Genomic DNA, 14,424 nt, shown 5'->3' with positions numbered 1-14,424 from the left:
CCACGGTCAGTCGGTCGGGGCAGGGGCGATGGTCGGGTCGAGGACGACCTTGATGCAGCCGTCGTGCTTCTTCTGGAAGATGTCGTAGCCGACGCCGGCCTCCTCGAGGGACAGGCGATGGGTGACGAGATCACCGACGCCGAGCGGGTCGGCGGGATCCTCGACCAGCGGCGGCAGGTCGTCGGTCCAGGTGCGCACGTTGCACTGGCCCATCCGCAGCTGGAGCTGCTTGTCGAACATGGTCAGCAGCGGCATGGGACTGGCCGCCCCGCCGTAGACGCCGGAGAGGGAGACCGTGCCGCCGCGGCGGACCAGGTCGATGGCGGTGTGCAGGGCGGCGAGCCGGTCCACCCCGGCGTGCTCCATGAGCGGCCGGGCGACCGCATCGGGCAGCCTGCCCGCAAGTGACTGCGCGAGCCCGGCGACGGGGCTGCCCTCGGCTTCCATCCCGACGGCGTCGACCACGGCGTCCGGGCCCCGGCCCTGCGTGCGCTCACGGATCTCCCCGACGGTGTCCTCGGCGAGATCGAAGACCTCGATCCCGTGCCGCTCGGCCATCTCTCGGCGTTCGGGCACGGGGTCGATCGCGAGGACGCGAGCGCCCAGGTGCCGCCCGATGCGGGCGCTGAGCTGCCCGACGGGACCGAGGCCGATCACCGCGAGGGTCCGGTGCGTGGGGACGCCGGCGTACACCACGGCCTGCCACGCGGTGGGGAGGATGTCGCTGAGGAAGAGGTAGTTCTCATCCGGCAGCCGGGAGCCGACCTTCATCAGCCCGTAGTCGGCGTGCGGCACCCGCAGGTATTCGGCCTGCCCGCCGGGCACCTGACCGTAGAGCTTCGAGTAGCCCAGCAGCGCGGCACCGGACCCGTACTCGGTCACCTGCGTGGTCTCGCACTGGGAGGGCAGCGCCTGGGTGCACATCGTGCAGCTGCCGCAGGAGATGGTGAAGGGGACGACGACGCGATCGCCGGGTTGCACGTGGGCGACCTCCGAGCCGACCTCCTCGACGATGCCCATCGGCTCGTGGCCGATGACGTCACCGCGGGTCATGAACGGCCCGAGCACCTCGTACAGGTGGAGGTCGGAGCCGCAGATGGCGGTCGAGGTCACCCGGATCACCGCGTCGGTGGGCTGCTGCAGGATCGGATCGGGGACGTCCTGGACGCTCACCTTCTCGATGCCCTGCCAGGTCACTGCTCTCATGGTCGCGCCTCCCGTGGGTGGTCCCGTGCGGCGTTCTTCCACCGTAGGGTTCCCGCCCGCTCACGTCCTCAGGGTCGACCGAAAGGTCTGCATCCCGGGGAGCTCGTCGACGGGGGCGATCACGATGTCGTGGACCTTCCAGTCCAATTCATCGACCCGGTCGCGGAGCTCTGCGAAGTCCTCGGTCGTCGGCGCCGATCCGGGGTGGGGGACGACGAAGACCTCGGCGTGGAAGACGTGCCCCTCGTCGCGGACCCGTGCAGCGACGTCGCGCACCCACGGTGTCTCGGCGGCGCGCTGTTCGATCTCGAGCGTCAGAGGGTGCGGCTCGGCGTCGTCGTACGTGCGGGCCTCCACGTCGGTGAGTCCCGCGATCGAGCCGCGCAGGTTCTTCACTCCGTCGCGCAGGATCGAGACGGCGACCACGAGAGCGGCCACGGCGTCCGCCCACCACAGGCCCAGTCCGATCCCGAGCACGCCGGCGATCGTGGCGACCGCGGTGCTCCAATCGGCCTTGCTCATGTCTGCGTCCGCGAACAGCACCTTGTCGTGCAGCTGCTCGGAGAGCTTCAGCTTCTTGTAGCCGAGGATCACGGGACCGATGCTGGTGACCACCATGACAGCGACCATCAACCAGCCAGCCCAGATCGCCTGCCCGGCGATCACGGTCAGCCCGATGGGCGGTCGCTCGACCTCCACGAGCCCTATCACCGAGTCGATGGACAGGTAGCCGCCCATCGTGATCAGCGCGATCGCCGCGACGAGATGGGCGACGCCGATCGAACGGTGGTGACCGTAGGGATGGTGACGGTCGGGCCGCTTGCGGATGCGTCGGGAGGCGACCAGGAAGGCGATCGGCGGGAGCAGCGAGAGCACGTCCTCGGCCCACGCCGCGCGCATCGCCTGGGACTGACCGGCGACCAAGGCGACCAGGGCGACGGTGGCCGACATCCACCCGAGGGTGATCCACTCCAGACGGATCGCGCGGCGCAGCACTGCGCGCTGCTGCTCGCCCAGGGCGTCGTGGCCCGAGCCGGTCGCCTCCTCGCCACCTTCCCCCTTCTCGTCGCTCATAGGTCACCGGCCTCCTCGGCGAGGAAGCGCTCGAGATCCACCAGCAGCGCGTTCTCCCCCGGCGTCACCCCCATCACGATCTTCACCGTCTTCCCTTCCGGGCCGGTGGTGCTCGTGTACGGGCGGGTGAGGGCGATCTTCGAGGTCCAGGGGGCGTCGGAGGCGAGACCACCGATGACCACATCGAGGTCCCCGGCCTTCATCGAGGCGGCCAGGGCGTTCTCCCCGCCCGGCTGCCAGTCCACCTCCGCGTCGATGCTCGCAGCGTACTCCCGGATCAGGTCGACCTCGCTGCCGCTGACGGATCCGTCAGGGGCGACTTCGGTGAAGGGGTCGTTCTCGCTGATGCCGACGCGGAGCACGCCGTCGCGCGCCCGGTCCAGGGTGCCCTGCGAATCCGCCGGGAAGTGCCCTTGGCATCCCGCGGTGACGAGGACGAGCATCATCGCGAGGACGAGGAGGATGCTGCGAGGGGTCCGCAGGGCGACCACCGCGATCATCTCCGTCCCTCGAGCGTGCCGGCTCTGCCCACCGGCCGGTTCCGGTTCGTTCACCGTAGGCCGCGGCCGCGCAGGAGGGAACCGCCTCGACCGTTCGGCTGGTGGGGCGGAACGGCCGGGCCGAACGGCACCTGCCGCGGGCGAGTGATCAGTCCAGCTCGACGACCTCGAACTCCAGGATCCCCTCGGCCTTCGAGACCGTGGTGCTCGGATCGCGCGGGGCGCGCTGGGCGGCCCAGGCCTGGAAGCTGGAGTCGTCGGCCCAGCGCGTGACCACGAAGTAGTGGTCCTCGCCGCCGGTCGGGCGCAGCAGCTCGAATCCCTCGAAGCCGGGGGTGGAGTCGACGGAGTGCTTGCGAGCGGCGAAGCGCTTCTCGAGCTCGGCCTGATGACCTGCTGGCACGGCGAGGCGGTTGATCTTGACGACGGTCATCGGGACCTCCGGGACGGATCGGGTGCGAACGGCCCCATCCTCCACCGCTGACAGATCCCTCCCCGGGACCTTGTGCTCTGCGCCGACCCGCTCCGATGCAGTCCGGCCCCAGCCCGCCCCGCTACTGTGCACTGCGACCCCGTCCCGCGAGAGAAGAGCCCGATGCCTGCGTCGACCACCCTGACCGCCACCGCCCTCCACGCCGGATACCCCGGCGAACCGGTCCTGACCGGGGTGGACCTGTCGCTGCGCGCCGGCGACGCGCCGATCGGGCTGCTCGGCCCCTCCGGCGCGGGCAAGACGACGCTGATCCAGGTGCTGCGCGGCGAGCTCTCGCCGAGCGCAGGCCAGGTCACTCTCGACGGGCGCAGCGTGCGCCGGCTGCGCGGCAAGGATCGCCGCGCTTTCCGCGCGGCGGTGCGCTTCGTCTCCCAGTACGCGATGACCATCGCCGACCCCCGGGAGACCGTCGCCTCCCGGCTCGAGCTGGCCGCGAAGGAGGCCCGCAAGGGCGGACGCACCCACGCCGTCTCCCCCACCGAGATGCTCGAGACCGTGGGCCTCGGCGAGCAGTACCTGACGCGCCGCATGCGCACCCTCTCCGGCGGGGAGACGCAGCGGGTCGCGCTCGCCACGGCACTGGCGACCCGCCCGGAGATCCTCGTGCTGGACGAGCCGCTGACCGCCGTGGACCCGGGGATGCGCGGGGAGATCTCCGCGGCCCTGAGGCAGATCATCCAGCGCCTCGGGATCGCGGTGCTGATCGCTTCCCACGACCTCGAACTGCTGCAGCGCCTGTGCCCGCAGGTCGCCTTCCTGGGGCAGGGCCGGATCCTGGCGCAGGGCACCTTCGCGGAGGTGCTCGCCCACACCGAGCACGAGGAGATCCGGGAGCTGGCCGAGAACGCCGCGGAGGCCGTGCAGCGCTACCGCTGATCGGATTCAACTCTCTGCGGGCCCTACGAAGACGAGGACGACCAGGGCCTTCAGCGGTTAGACAGGCACGTGCCCATCGAGCGCTGGGACCAGGAGTGCCCTGAGATTCACAGTGCGGACAGATTCGCCCTGCATGGCCTCTATGGTGAGCTCATGAGCAAATCGCCGAGCATGTGCGGCCGAGCGCGCCATCAGTTGCATCGCAATTCCCTGATCATCGGGCCGTTCCTTCTGGTCGTTACGCTCGGTCTTCTCGCACTTCCTCTGGTGTTCGCCGACACCGCTGGGGGCAAGGTGGGAGGATTTGTCACCGTCCTACTCCTGACCACCTTGCTCTGGATCACGGGTGTGGTCCTGACCATCGTCGGCCTGGTCGGTGAGTTCAAAGCGCGCAGGATCAATCGTGAAGACTGGGCGACGGCAGAAGCGCTGGCCTCTCACGCCGAGCAGTTGCTGACCAGACCGTCATCGCATGCCTACACTTCCGACGCCGTGATCCGTCTGGACCCACGCCGTGTGCTTGAGGTCGAGCGACACTTCGATGAGAAGACCGCCGGCGAGGCCCGCGGCGCGCTGATGCACCAGTTCAGCATGTTCGGTCAGTCATTCGGCATCGGTTACGCGGCCGGTCAGCGCACATCCGTCGCGGGAGGCGTGCACTCCGCGGCGATTCGAGGCATGTCAGACGTGCACCTCTCGTTGTCATCGACGACCCGGAACGACCTCTTGGGGGATGCGCTCTTTGCACTCTTCGAGACGGGAGACATTCACGGAACGGCGGACACCCTGCGGGTGACGGCTGTATCCAACGGCGCCGTTCTGGAATGGATCCACGCCCTGGTCATGCAGACCGCCGGCCAGTTCGGGCTCGACACCCACTCCGGGGCAACCATTCACGCATACGCAGAGCGCATCGCTTCGCACTTCGCTCCGGCGGATGTCTCCTACCTCTCGGATCGACTCCATCTTGCTCTCGCCCAGGAGAAGCGTGGAGAGCAGCCGCCCCGGATCTTCGTGGAGGGCGTACCGTCGGGCCGAGGTTCACTCGTCGCGACGAGCGCTCGCCTCGGAGAGGCAGACTCTCTTCGCATCTTCCCGACCGAGTTCCCCACCATGTGGGGCACGACAGTCGGCAGGTCACTCGCCGCTGCGGCCCCTCCGCGCGAGATCGCCACCTGAAGTACCACAACCACGACGAAGCCCCTCGGCCGACTGGCCGAGGGGCTTCTCGTGGTGCGCCATCAGGGATTCGAACCCCGGACCCGCTGATTAAGAGTCAGCTGCTCTAACCAACTGAGCTAATGGCGCCGAACAGGAAAGAACTTTACTCTCCCCGCGCCGCCAGGCCAACTCGTGAAGGCCCCGTGTGAGCGAGCCGACAGCACCTGCCTCCTCGGCGGTCCCTGAGATGGGACCGGTGGTCATCACATAGACTCGACCTCCCAGGAAGGTCGATGCGCGAGGGTCCACGGATCGTCGGCGAAGGAGGTCAGCGTGAGGATCGCCGTCACCGGTGCCACAGGTGTGCTGGGCCAGGAAGCCGTCGAGGCGCTCGTGGCCGCAGGGCACGAGGTCACAGGCATCACCCGACGCGATTCCGGGATACCGATCATCGAGGGCCGCGGCGGCGGCGCCGTGGTGGCCGATGTCTTCGACCCCTCCGACCTCGCTCGTGCCTTCCGCGGCTACGACGTCGTCATCAACGCCCTCGCCCACGTGCCGGTCGGCATGTCGGGTCTGCGCCCCCTCGCCTGGCGCGAGGACGACAAGCTCCATCTCGAGGCCTCCGTCGCGATCGCGGGGGCCGCGGCCGAGGCCGGCGTGCGCCGGCTGATCCAGGAGTCCACCATCTACCTGTACCCGGACAACGGGTCCGAGTGGATCGGGGAGGACCAGCGACTGAGCGTGCACAACCAGGCGTTCCGGCCCCGTGTCGCCGAGATGCGTGCCGCAGTGGACTTCGCCTCCGCCGGACGCAGCTCCGTGATCCTGCGCCTGGGCCAGCTGTTCGGCCGCGATCCCCACACCACCCATGCCCTGAAGGCCACCCGGGAGGGCGACCCGATCCTGCTGGGCAAGCCCGAGAACTACGTGACGCTGCTGCACCACTCGGATGCGGGCCGCGCCTTCGTGGCAGCCCTGCGCGCGGACAGCGGCTTCTACAACGTCGGCGGCGAGCCGATCACCAAGGCCCGCTGGGCGAAGGATCTGGCCATGGAGGCCGGGGTCGGGGCCCCCGCCAAGTTCTACCCGGAGCTCACCCAGGCCATCGTCGGCACCCGGCTCGACACCCAGCGCCGCTCGCTGCGGGTCTCCTCGGTGCGGTTCATGTCCGAGACCGGCTGGCGGCCGACGGTGGGCCCGTCCACCCCGGGCTGGTCCCGGCGCTGACCCCGATGGGTCGGATTCCGCCGAATCCCCACCGCCGCTCCGTCAGCGGGGCAGCCGCATCCCCAGGCTCGGGGCGGAGTCCACGAATCCCAGCGACCGGTAGAGGTGCTGGCCCGGCGGATCCGCGAGCAGGGTGACGTACGGATCCGGTGGTGCTGCGGCATCGATGCACGCGATGAGGTCCTCCATCACCGCCCGGCCGAGACCTCGACGCTGCTGCGCGGGGTCGGTGGCCACATCGGCGAGATGGAAGTACCAGGTGCCGTCCCCGATCACACGTCCCATCGCCGCCAGGCCCCCGTCGGCGGAGCGCACGATCGTCCACGCCCAGCTCGAGGAGAGTGCACCCGCAGCCTGCTCGGGGGTACGAGGGCTGAGCCCCGAGATCGCGCGCAATCGCACGTACTCCGCGTTCGTCGGCGGCTCGTGCCTCAGTCGGAAGCCGGCCGGCAGCTGCGTGCGCTCCTGGTCGGATCCGGGCGCGGAACGAGTATCTCCGGTCATGCCCCGATCCTGTCATCGAGCAGACCGCCCTGGGGTCGCTGCCTGCCGCCGAGCAGGAACCCGCGGCCGCGGACCGGGCATACTCGGAGCATGAGCACCGCATCCACTCCCCCGCCGGACGCCTCCCGCTGCCCCTGCGGGCGCGGCGACACCTACGGCGCCTGCTGCGGTCCGGTGCTGCGCCAGGAGCGTCGCGCGGCCACCGCGGAAGCACTCATGAGATCGCGATACACGGCCTTCGCCGTCGGGGACGTCGAGCACCTGCTGAGGACCTGGCATCCCCGCGAACGGCCCGACCGCGACGACCTCGCGGACTCGCTGGCGGACGGGACGCGCTGGCTGCGCCTCGACGTCCGCGCGACCAGCGGCGGCGGTCCCTTCGATGATGCGGGGACCGTGGAGTTCGTGGCGATCTCCCGCACCCCGCAGGGCAGACAGCAGCAGCACGAGCTCTCGCGCTTCGTGCGGGAGGACGGGGAATGGCTGTACCTGGACGGCGAGGTCTAGAGGCCGAGTCCCCCGCCGGGAGGGCGCGGGTCAGGCAGCGTTCGGCGCCGGTCGCGGGAGGCGACCGGCGCCGAGAGGCTTGTGCTGTACGGGCAGGTCCCCGCGTCGGATCATGCGGTCTCGCTGCGGGCCTTCTGCTTCGCCTTCGCCGCGGCGGCCTTGGCCTTGGTTCTGGCCTTGTCCTTCTCCGCCGCGGAACAGTCCTTCTCATCTCCTCCGGACAGGGCGATCGCGGCCGCGACTCCTGCGCCGAGGAGGACCACGCCGATGACGCCGCCTGCGATCGCTACCGGGAGCGTCGGGGCGGTCTTGTCGTCACCGGCGTCGGAAAAACCCTTCGCCGAGCCGACGATCTCGTTCTTCCAACGGGTCACCGCATTCTTGGGGTTCACACGGTCGACCAGCTCGTCGATGTCCGACGCCAGGTTGTCCTGCCGGCGGTACGCCTCGTCGCGCATATCGTCCAGGCTCTTCTTCTTGGCCACCACTGCCTCCGGGGGTCGTCAGGGCTTGCTTGCGCCGATCGTATCGCGAGCAGGCCGTCCGTCCGGAATCGACCCGGTTCTCCGGGACGGGACCGAACGGGCGGTCCGGCCCGTTCAGGCCTGGGTGCGGGCGAGGAAGTCGTCGGCGCCGCCGACCAGTTCGATGTGGCCGGTCTCGACGTCGGCGCTGGCCATGGCCGCGACCTCGGCACCGAACTCGTCGACGGAGTAGAGCTTGCCGGCGGCCTCGCGGCGCTCCTCGAGCGCACCGGGGCGGGCCCGGTTGAGCAGTGTGGCGGTCACGGTGCCCTCGATCATGTCGCCGGAGACGACGACGAAGGAGACGCCCTTCTCGGACATCTCGCCGATCCGTGCGGTCAGCGCCTCCTCTCCGGCCCGCTTGGAGCGCGCGACCTGCTCGTACTCGGGCATGGTCTCGACATCCTCGATGAAGTGGGCCTGGTGGCTGGTCACGAACACGACGCGCCCGCCGGTGGTCAGATGCTCGAGCCCCGCGCTGAGGGCCTCGGACTGCGCGTCGCGGTTCAGACGCATCGCGTAGTCCTCGCCGAGGTCGGCCTCCATCCCGCCGGAGGCGTTCAGGACCAGCAGGTCGAGGCTTCCGAAGGTGTCCACGGCCGTCTGCATGAGAGTGCTCAGGCCCTCGGCGTCAGTGAGATCCGCGCCGACGGCGACGGCGCGGCCGCCGGCCGCCTCGATCTCGGCGACGACCTTGTTCGCCCGGGGTGCCTTCTGGCGGTAGTTGATGACGACGTTCGCGCCCTGCTCGGCGAGCCGCTTCGCGGTGGCGGCGCCGACCCCGCGCGAGGATCCAGTGATGACGGCGGTCTTGCCTGCGAGGGCGCTCATGGAGGTCTCCTGTGATGTCGGGCCGGTTTCGGTGTCGAGGAGGCGGGGCAGATGCTCTCGCCGCCCGGAACGGGCGGGGTGCATCGCGCCACCGAGGGACGAGCCTACCCGGAGCATCCCAGCAGGGCGGATAGGCTGTGCGGGCGCGCGAGTGGCGGAACTGGCAGACGCGCTGGATTTAGGTTCCAGTGCCCTAGGGCATGAGGGTTCGAGTCCCTTCTCGCGCACCCATCCATACGATCCTGAACTGGGGCGATACGTCCTCGGTACGTACCTTGAGCCCGGATCGGACACGCAAGAGGCACGGCCCACTGAGGTCGACATGACAGACCCCTCCCCACTCTTGGCGGCATGGCCGATGGCAGGCGGCTCGAGCACGACGGTTTCTGCACGTGAATTCCATGGAATGGCGTGACGTGCTGGTGCGGGACGGAGTCGCCCCGGTGTTCTGGCATCAGCCCGTGAGGGGTCGACGAATGCGGCGACGTGGAGCCAGCATGACCACGGCGCTGATCCGCACCCGCCACGGCTGGGCCTGCCCGAATCCCGGCCCCTGCGACTTAGGTGGCGACATGGACAGCGGGCGGGCTTAGGATCTCGCGAATGAGCGCGGAGATGGAGTTCGTCGTAGAGACACCCGACGGGGAGCTGGAGTTCCGCTCGACCGGGCCCGCGACGGACTACCTCCTCGACGAGGGGTATGCGAATGCGGACCGGGAGCCTCACTGGCACCTGCGTTGGTGTCTCGACAGAATGGCCGTTAGCCAGACGATGGATGTTGGGGACGCGCGAGTCCATCGCATCGCTACCCGCTGCTGATTCGCAAGCTGAGTGCTGCCCGCAGGATCGATGGTTCCCTATGGGCACCGGTGCGTGCGACGTTGAGTTACCCCTGGTCTGCCCACTCGCTGAGGAGAAGATCGAAGGTCCGGCGAAGCCGGTCGATATCTCGCGTGCCGAGGAAGTCGGCGAACTCCGGATACTGCTCGACGAGCGTCAATAGCTGTTGCGCTGTGACAGCGCGACGGGTGGGGTCAGGTTCGACGCCCGCAGCCGCGCTATAAGCACCTATGACCCGGTCCCGGGGGACCGCGCCTGTCTCAGCGGCTGCTCGCGTGAGGGCGAAGGCGATGTCGCCCGCGGAGGTGCCGATACGTGCGGACTGCCAATCCACCAGAAGGGGCTGGCCCAACGACGATCGGACCACATTCCCGAGGTGACTGTCGCCGTGGACGAGTGTTCGAGGACCTGCATCGACCACCCCTCGAAGCAGATCGAGGTGAAGGGACTGCCGCACCGATAGATGACATCTGATCTCGCGTGCCCATAGGGCGGCCTGGAAGGATATGTAACAGTAGGTTTAACGGTCTGATGAGATGCCTGGATCCCAGGCGAGCACCCGACGACACAGCTCCTCGACGGATTGTGAGGAGTCGAGCCGGAGGATCGGTGTCGGCAGGTGTCCGAGCCACGCTTCCTGGGATCGGAGGCTTCGACTCTTGAACGAGGGGTCGTCATAACCCGCGGCCCACTCCAGGAAATCCTGTGAAGCATCCTCGTTCAAGCCCTCTACATCACGGCGCAGTTCCTCGCGGGCCTCCAGCCGACGCATGCGCTCTTGCGGATCGACGGTCAGGAAGACCGTTGCGTCGCAGAGGGAGACGATGGATTCCCCCCAGCTCGTCATCGCTCCTGATAGGACCCACGCCACTCGGGAGGTGAAGATCTGGTTCATGAGATTGATCCGCTCGGGGACAGCCCGCGGAGTGGTGAAAGCGGGGTCGGTCGGCAACCAGTAGTAGTCGTCGCTGTCGGCGTGCGGGACGGACCACGAGTTAGCGATCGCACGCCCCAAGGTCGTGGCTCCCGCGCCGCTGGCGCCCATAATGTTGAGTCGGCATGGCTCCATCCATCCAGTATCGGTGAGCCCTCAGCTCGATGGGCGATGGTTCCTGACCTCACAGGTGCTGGGCCGTAAACAGTCGATATCAGCTCAGACGGCATCGCGCGATGAGCAGCGGGTGCCTTGGTGGTAAAGAGCGCGCCACACCGGAGTCTGCAGCCGCCAGAGCGTGACTCTTCGGGAGACGCACCCGTCGAACTCCAGGGTGTAGGTGAGGAGGTATAGGTCCTCTCCGAGCTGGCGGATCGATGGGTCTTGCAGGCGCCACCTACTGTCATCAGGATCCGTCCCGTCTCGGTATCTCTCCTCAACTACGTCGATCACGAGACCTCGGTCGTAGACCTCTCCGGAGGCACCGACCTCGCGGAACTCCGGGTCGAGAAGATCCGCGATGGTGTCGCGGGGCGCCTGTGCGGGCAGCCTGTGGGTCAAGGGCTCGCGAGCCAGCAGTTCCTTAAGGGCGAGATCCATGGGTCCAATCGTCACCCACCCCGACTGTGCCGTAAACGGTCCCTAACGGGTGGCCGCCAGCAGGTAGGTGGCTGGGATCGAAGAGGCGCGCTCGCCCAGGCCTGAATACATGTCGAGCTCGGGGAATTCCTGCAAGGAGCGGATCGTGAACCCGGCAGTCACGAGTGCGCTCGTCAGGCTGCCGACGCTCCAGACGTAGCTGCGATGCGGAGCATCGGGCACACCTAGCACCCGGGTCACCTGCGGCGCTTTCGACTGATCGTCGTATCCGTCCCAGCCTGCGTTGAAGTAGTCGCCGGTGACGGACAGCTCACCCAGCCCTCGCACAGTCAGAACTTCCCACAGCGGGTGATGTTCCTGGACGACCAACAGCCCACCGTCGTTTAGACGGTCGGCGACTAGAGCCGCCCAGTCCGAGAGGTTCGGTGCCCAGCAGATGCCGCCGCTCGAGATGTAGACGATGTCGAACCCGGTGATGTCGGGGTCCAGGCTCATCATGTCTTGCTCGATGAAGTCCACCGACAACCCCAGTGCCGATGCCTTCGCGCGCCCAGTCTCGAGGTGCGAGGGCGCGATGTCCACGACAGTCACATCTGCTCCGCGTTGAGCAAACGTCAGGCCTTCGTCGCCGATCGACCCCGCGAGTTGGAGTACCCGTCGCCCCTGTACGTCACCGATCGCGGCCAGCTCAGCCTCGGTCAAGGCGCTTCCACCTTCCCGGAAGAAGTCGACAGGCTCGCCGCGCCGGTGCGGGGCAAGAAGTTCCCAGTACTTGCTGTTCTGTCTGACGACCTCTGCGTCGCTTTGCTCAGGCATGCCGCCGACCGTAGCAGCACCCCGGGTGCCGGGCGGAAGGAACATCTACTCGAGTGCGGGCCCGACGAGCAGCAGCAGGAAGTCGAACAGTCGCGTGCCAGAAACGGTGGCGGTCTCAACCCATCAACGCATCGCACATGATGGGAGTGTGCGCATGGACGGGAGAGGAGCTGGCAGGGATGGCGTTGGAAATCGAAGTGCAGGATGCCGTGTGGGAGCGATGGCGTGCAGGCGAGCCGATTCGCGTGATCGCCCGATCGGTGCACTGCAGCCGTGAGGCGGTACGCAGACACCTGGCGAAGTCGGGTGGGATCCGCCCAGCGCAGCGCCGTCGCGCTGCTCTGCGTTTGTCACTGGCGGAGAGGGAGGAGATCTCCCGAGGACTCGCCGCCGGTGATTCCGCTCGAACGATCGCTGCTCGACTCGGTCGGTCAGACTCCTCGATCTCGCGAGAGATCTCCCGCAACGGCGGCCGTGACCAGTACAGAGCTGCCATGGCAGATGAGCACGCTTGGCAGCTCGCGCAGCGCCCCAAGCTCACCAAGCTCGATGCGAACGAGGAGCTGCGCGGCGTTGTGAGGGAGAAGCTGCACGAGGACTGGTCTCCTGAGCAGATCGCGGCGTGGCTACGACGGGCCTTTTTGAACGACCCGAAGATGCGGATCTCCCACGAGGCGATCTATCGGAGCCTCTACACCGCCACATGCCCGGCCCTTCCTTCCGAGATGAGCGTTCACCTGCGTTCCGGCCGTCGGCTCCGCACATCGCGCCAGTCGCGACGCACCGGACACGGGCGTGGCCGATTGAGGAGCATGGTCTCGATTCATGATCGCCCGGCGCGGATCGAGACTCGGGTTGAGATCGGGCACTGGGAAGGGGATCTCGTCATGGGTCGGCGGCCCAGCGCTGTTGCGACGCTGGTCGAGCGCTCCACGCGTGCAGTTCGCTTAGTGAAGCTACAAGGGATCAAAGGCACGGAGGTGCGTGACGCTCTGATCCGCAACCTCCGGGAGCTTCCGCCGTGGCTGTTGCAGTCGCTCACGTGGGACCGCGGGCGAGAAATGTCCGAGCACAAGAGTATCGCCCATGAGCTCGGCATTCGCGTCTACTTCTGCGACCCTCGCTCGCCCTGGCAGCGCGGCTCGAACGAAAACACCAACCGGCTCCTGCGCCAGTACCTCCCAAAGCAGGCGGACTTCTCTCACTTGACACAGGCCGAGCTTGACGTCATCGCAGGAAAGATCAACGGCCGACCTCGGCGTGTCCTGGGATGGAAGACCAGCCAGGAACTCCTCGCAACAGCGCCCAGCCAATCCTTCCTCAACTGACGAGGTGAGTCTCAACCGGTCCACCCTGAGACGGATACCCCGCAACTCGGGTCCGTCTCGGGGTGGATGCGCCCCTGCCTCTCTGCTGACTGAATTACTGTCATGATCTCCCGTGCCGCTCGCCTCTCACCACGCCTCATCATTGCCGGGGTGGCTGCTGTTGGCTTACTTGCCGTCCTGGCGCTACTCCTCGTACGAGGGATGACCTACCGCGGCACCGTCGCGTGGTCCAACCAACTGCCAGGACCGGTGCAGAGCTTCTTCTCGTCGGTCTCGGAGTACGGAATTCTTGGCCTGATCACTCTCTTCGCCGTAGCTGCTCTGAGTGCGCGCAAAAGAGGAATGACGCACCTAGCGCGAGGTGTCGCCGCAGGGTTCGGGGTCATAGCGGCCTACGTGTCCAGCGAAGTCATCAAGGTCCTGTTCAGCGAACTAAGGCCCTGCTACAACTTCACCGTCACCACGATTGCGGCGTGCCCCGAGGCAACCGATTGGTCCTGGCCCAGCAACCACGCCACGATCTCTGTCGCCATCGCCCTTGCCGTGCTGGCCATGAATCCACGCCTTGGCATCCTCGCCCTGCCCCTCGCAGGACTTATCGGATTCAGCCGCGTTGCTGTGGGCGTGCACTACTTCCATGACGTGCTGGCCGGGGCGTTGCTTGCCACCATAGCGGTCATCGTAATCACCAAAGTGGGGACACCACCTATCGCACGGCTGCTGAAATGGTGCCGGCGGTTTCCGCTTCTCGATTGCCTTATCGCTGCGAGCCCAGACCAGTACCGCCCCCGTCCTCCCCGGCATATTCGACTCGACTCCGCGCGCACCGCGTAGGGCCGGGCGAAGCGTCTGCTGCCGTGACTCCCCAGTGCACGACACCTACAGGCGAATCACGTGTGCGCCGATGCGTTGACAGATTGAGACCGCCGTCGTTTGTGGAAAAGCTGAGGATGGCTCTGGTCAGTCGTGAACGCAAGAAAACGCCCCCACCCTTCCAGAA

At 67.5% G+C, this 14,424-nt stretch carries 18 protein-coding genes and 2 tRNA genes; 8 read left to right on the top strand and 12 right to left on the bottom strand.

The genetic code is table 11. From position 1 onward, the window contains the following. Positions 1 to 6: 6 nt before the first annotated feature. The 4 genes from JOF43_RS18060 to JOF43_RS18045 form a co-directional block, all read right to left on the bottom strand. Complete coding sequence (locus JOF43_RS18060) at positions 7 to 1,206, bottom strand: alcohol dehydrogenase catalytic domain-containing protein (protein WP_209904432.1); 1,200 nt, start codon at positions 1,204 to 1,206, stop codon at positions 7 to 9. A 60-nt stretch (positions 1,207 to 1,266) separates the two neighbouring features. Continuing rightward, positions 1,267 to 2,280 (bottom strand): cation efflux transmembrane domain-containing protein, encoded by a 1,014-nt coding sequence (locus JOF43_RS18055; RefSeq protein ID WP_209904431.1) that lies wholly within the window; start codon positions 2,278 to 2,280, stop codon positions 1,267 to 1,269. Continuing rightward, the gene (locus tag JOF43_RS18050; RefSeq protein ID WP_209904430.1) at positions 2,277 to 2,780 is read right to left on the bottom strand and encodes a transporter substrate-binding domain-containing protein; all 504 of its coding nucleotides are present in this window, start codon (positions 2,778 to 2,780) and stop codon (positions 2,277 to 2,279) included. Before JOF43_RS18050 ends, JOF43_RS18055 begins: the two co-directional genes overlap by 4 nt. Positions 2,781 to 2,928: 148 nt before the next feature. Next, complete coding sequence (locus JOF43_RS18045; RefSeq protein WP_209904429.1) at positions 2,929 to 3,213, bottom strand: antibiotic biosynthesis monooxygenase family protein; 285 nt, start codon at positions 3,211 to 3,213, stop codon at positions 2,929 to 2,931. Positions 3,214 to 3,375: 162 nt separating this feature from the next. Between JOF43_RS18045 and JOF43_RS18040 the strand changes: the two genes are divergently transcribed. Further along, complete coding sequence (locus JOF43_RS18040; protein WP_209904428.1) at positions 3,376 to 4,149, top strand: ABC transporter ATP-binding protein; 774 nt, start codon at positions 3,376 to 3,378, stop codon at positions 4,147 to 4,149. Positions 4,150 to 4,302: 153 nt separating this feature from the next. Continuing rightward, positions 4,303 to 5,328 (top strand): hypothetical protein, encoded by a 1,026-nt coding sequence (locus tag JOF43_RS18035; protein WP_209904427.1) that lies wholly within the window; start codon positions 4,303 to 4,305, stop codon positions 5,326 to 5,328. A 52-nt stretch (positions 5,329 to 5,380) separates the two neighbouring features. On the opposite strand, the gene JOF43_RS18030 is transcribed toward JOF43_RS18035, so the two are convergent. After that, positions 5,381 to 5,457: transfer RNA gene (locus JOF43_RS18030), tRNA-Lys, on the bottom strand. A 186-nt stretch (positions 5,458 to 5,643) separates the two neighbouring features. Here JOF43_RS18030 and JOF43_RS18025 point away from each other — a divergent pair. After that, positions 5,644 to 6,540 carry an NAD-dependent epimerase/dehydratase family protein gene (locus tag JOF43_RS18025; protein ID WP_209904426.1) on the top strand — a complete coding sequence of 299 codons (897 nt, stop codon included), beginning with the start codon at positions 5,644 to 5,646 and terminating at the stop codon, positions 6,538 to 6,540. Positions 6,541 to 6,582: 42 nt separating this feature from the next. Here the strand turns inward: JOF43_RS18025 and JOF43_RS18020 are convergent, their stop codons facing one another. Next, positions 6,583 to 7,044 (bottom strand): GNAT family N-acetyltransferase, encoded by a 462-nt coding sequence (locus JOF43_RS18020; RefSeq protein ID WP_209904425.1) that lies wholly within the window; start codon positions 7,042 to 7,044, stop codon positions 6,583 to 6,585. A 90-nt stretch (positions 7,045 to 7,134) separates the two neighbouring features. On the opposite strand from JOF43_RS18020, the gene JOF43_RS18015 reads away from it, so the two are divergent. Then, positions 7,135 to 7,551, top strand: a complete 417-nt coding sequence (locus JOF43_RS18015) for a YchJ family protein (RefSeq protein WP_209904424.1) — start codon at positions 7,135 to 7,137, stop codon at positions 7,549 to 7,551. 110 nt (positions 7,552 to 7,661) lie between these two features. Here the strand turns inward: JOF43_RS18015 and JOF43_RS18010 are convergent, their stop codons facing one another. Continuing rightward, positions 7,662 to 8,036: a hypothetical protein gene (locus JOF43_RS18010; RefSeq protein WP_245354605.1), complete on the bottom strand. Its 375-nt coding sequence runs from the start codon at positions 8,034 to 8,036 to the stop codon at positions 7,662 to 7,664. A 114-nt stretch (positions 8,037 to 8,150) separates the two neighbouring features. Next, the gene (locus tag JOF43_RS18005; RefSeq protein ID WP_209904423.1) at positions 8,151 to 8,906 is read right to left on the bottom strand and encodes an SDR family oxidoreductase; all 756 of its coding nucleotides are present in this window, start codon (positions 8,904 to 8,906) and stop codon (positions 8,151 to 8,153) included. A gap of 145 nt (positions 8,907 to 9,051) precedes the next feature. Here JOF43_RS18005 and JOF43_RS18000 point away from each other — a divergent pair. Both JOF43_RS18000 and JOF43_RS17995 read left to right on the top strand, forming a co-directional pair. Then, positions 9,052 to 9,133 (top strand) — tRNA-Leu (locus JOF43_RS18000). Between the two features lie 376 nt (positions 9,134 to 9,509). Beyond that, on the top strand, positions 9,510 to 9,725 hold the full coding sequence (locus tag JOF43_RS17995; RefSeq protein ID WP_209904422.1) for a hypothetical protein: 216 nt from the start codon (positions 9,510 to 9,512) through the stop codon (positions 9,723 to 9,725). Between the two features lie 67 nt (positions 9,726 to 9,792). Here JOF43_RS17995 and JOF43_RS23300 read toward each other — a convergent pair whose 3' ends face one another. From JOF43_RS23300 to JOF43_RS17975, 4 genes are all read right to left on the bottom strand, one after another. Continuing rightward, positions 9,793 to 10,254 (bottom strand): phosphotransferase family protein, encoded by a 462-nt coding sequence (locus tag JOF43_RS23300; protein ID WP_377783830.1) that lies wholly within the window; start codon positions 10,252 to 10,254, stop codon positions 9,793 to 9,795. Positions 10,255 to 10,266: 12 nt separating this feature from the next. Next, positions 10,267 to 10,641, bottom strand: coding sequence for a P-loop NTPase family protein (locus JOF43_RS17985; protein WP_245354604.1), 375 nt, complete (start codon positions 10,639 to 10,641; stop codon positions 10,267 to 10,269). 258 nt (positions 10,642 to 10,899) lie between these two features. After that, the gene (locus JOF43_RS17980) at positions 10,900 to 11,280 is read right to left on the bottom strand and encodes a DUF4440 domain-containing protein (protein WP_209904419.1); all 381 of its coding nucleotides are present in this window, start codon (positions 11,278 to 11,280) and stop codon (positions 10,900 to 10,902) included. Between the two features lie 42 nt (positions 11,281 to 11,322). Beyond that, positions 11,323 to 12,096, bottom strand: coding sequence for a class I SAM-dependent methyltransferase (locus tag JOF43_RS17975; protein WP_209904418.1), 774 nt, complete (start codon positions 12,094 to 12,096; stop codon positions 11,323 to 11,325). A 179-nt stretch (positions 12,097 to 12,275) separates the two neighbouring features. Here JOF43_RS17975 and JOF43_RS17970 point away from each other — a divergent pair, with 179 nt between their 5' ends. Both JOF43_RS17970 and JOF43_RS17965 read left to right on the top strand, forming a co-directional pair. Beyond that, positions 12,276 to 13,424: an IS30 family transposase gene (locus JOF43_RS17970; RefSeq protein ID WP_209904417.1), complete on the top strand. Its 1,149-nt coding sequence runs from the start codon at positions 12,276 to 12,278 to the stop codon at positions 13,422 to 13,424. 102 nt (positions 13,425 to 13,526) lie between these two features. Next, positions 13,527 to 14,258, top strand: a complete 732-nt coding sequence (locus tag JOF43_RS17965; RefSeq protein ID WP_209898571.1) for a phosphatase PAP2 family protein — start codon at positions 13,527 to 13,529, stop codon at positions 14,256 to 14,258. The last annotated feature ends 166 nt before the right edge of the window (positions 14,259 to 14,424 follow it).

It is taken from the genome of Brachybacterium sacelli (assembly GCF_017876545.1).
In the GTDB taxonomy this organism is placed as follows: domain Bacteria; phylum Actinomycetota; class Actinomycetes; order Actinomycetales; family Dermabacteraceae; genus Brachybacterium; species Brachybacterium sacelli.
The sequence above is the reverse complement of the archived record's forward strand: the minus strand, read 5'-3'. Positions and strand labels throughout refer to the sequence as shown.